The sequence below is a fragment of the Arthrobacter sp. lap29 genome, from assembly GCF_032458965.1.
Lineage (GTDB): Bacteria > Actinomycetota > Actinomycetes > Actinomycetales > Micrococcaceae > Specibacter > Specibacter psychrochitiniphilus.
This window is the reverse complement of sequence record NZ_JAUCEK010000034.1, coordinates 1-1,380: the sequence shown is the minus strand read 5'-3', so window position 1 is coordinate 1,380 and position 1,380 is coordinate 1. Positions and strand designations below refer to the sequence as shown.

The window sequence follows — 1,380 nt, the reverse complement described above, 5'->3', positions numbered from 1 at the left end:
TCGCGTTGACTCATAGAAAACCTCCGCGTAGCTGTATACGTTGCCTCATTTGATTTCCTCCGCTTCGGCGTGGCGTCAAATTCGTGTTTGCGGTATCGGGTACGCCAGTTTCTATGGAGCTGACAATGGCGCAACGACAAGCAGTGGTGAAGAAGCGAGCCCTGACTTACAAGAGGTCCCCGCGGGCTGTAAAGACCCGAATCCTTGATGAACTGGTCGAGTTGACGGGCTGGCACCGGGACTACGCGCGTGCGGCATTGCGGCATGCGTTGAACCCTCCACCACCGAAACCCAGGACGGGCAGGAGGCCACTCTACGGGCCGGACCTGATCCCGCCGTTGGTGTTGTGCTGGTCGGTGTTGCGGGCCCCGGCAGGGAAGTTGTTGGCACCCATGATGCCGGCCCTGGTGCCACTGCTGCGCAAGGAAAAGGAGCTAGTCATCACGGATGCCCAAGCGGCATTGCTGGTGCGGATGAGCGCAGCAACCATCGATAGAAAACTGGCAGGAGCCCGATCCACGATGCTCCCGCATGGACGCACCCACACCAAGCCCGGGTCCTTGTTGAAGTCGCAGATTCCGATGCGGACTTGGGCTGAATGGGATGACGCCGTGCCTGGTTTCGTGGAGATCGACTTGGTCGCCCACGAGGGCGGGAACGCCTCCGGTGAGTTCTGCTTTACCCTGACAGTGACGGATATTTCCACGGGCTGGACCGTCAACCGCTCGGTGCAGAACAAGGCCGCCAAATGGGTGTTTGAAGCCCTGCAATATGTCATGGCCGCATTTCCGTTCCCGATCATCGGGATCGACTCGGACAACGGCAGTGAGTTCATTAACGAGCACTTGTTCAACTACTGCAAGGACCACAAGATCACGTTCACCAGGTCCCGGCCCTACAACAAAAATGATGGCGCCCATGTGGAGCAAAAGAACTGGGCCAGGGTCCGGGAACTCGTCGGCTACCTGCGCTATGACACCCCGGCGGAGCTGGCTAAACTCAACCAGATCTGGGAGCTCGACCGGTCCTTCACCAATTACCTGCTGCCCCAACAAAAGCTCGTCTCCAAGCAGCGCTACGGCGCCAAAGTCATCAAGCACTACGACGTGCCAGCGACTCCGCACCAACGCGCACTGAAGCAAGCCACGGTCCGAAAGCGTCCGATCATCACCATGAACGCCGCCTTCAAGCGCATCAAGCCGGCCCATCTCCAACGCGAGATCCTCGCGCTGACCGGCGAGCTGGAAAAGCTCTCCCTAGCCAAGAAAATTCCGCCGACCAAACCACCTGTCAATACCTGGTGGAACAAAAGGCCCTAGCGGAGGTTTCTAAATGAGGCAACGACTCAGCTTCCCGGAGGTATTGCTATGAGGCAACAAG

Annotated in this window: 1 protein-coding gene; it reads left to right on the top strand. The window is 58.5% G+C overall.

Translation table 11 applies throughout. The features are described 5' to 3' along the window. Positions 1-125 precede the first annotated feature (125 nt). Complete coding sequence (locus RY113_RS18375) at positions 126-1,319, top strand: transposase family protein (RefSeq protein ID WP_315915827.1); 1,194 nt, start codon at positions 126-128, stop codon at positions 1,317-1,319. Positions 1,320-1,380: the final 61 nt, after the last annotated feature.

Excerpts from the sequence above, each read along its gene's own strand:
- RY113_RS18375 (WP_315915827.1), top strand. The coding sequence starts at position 126 with ATGGCGCAACGACAAGCAGTGGTGAAGAAGCGAGCCCTGACTTACAAG.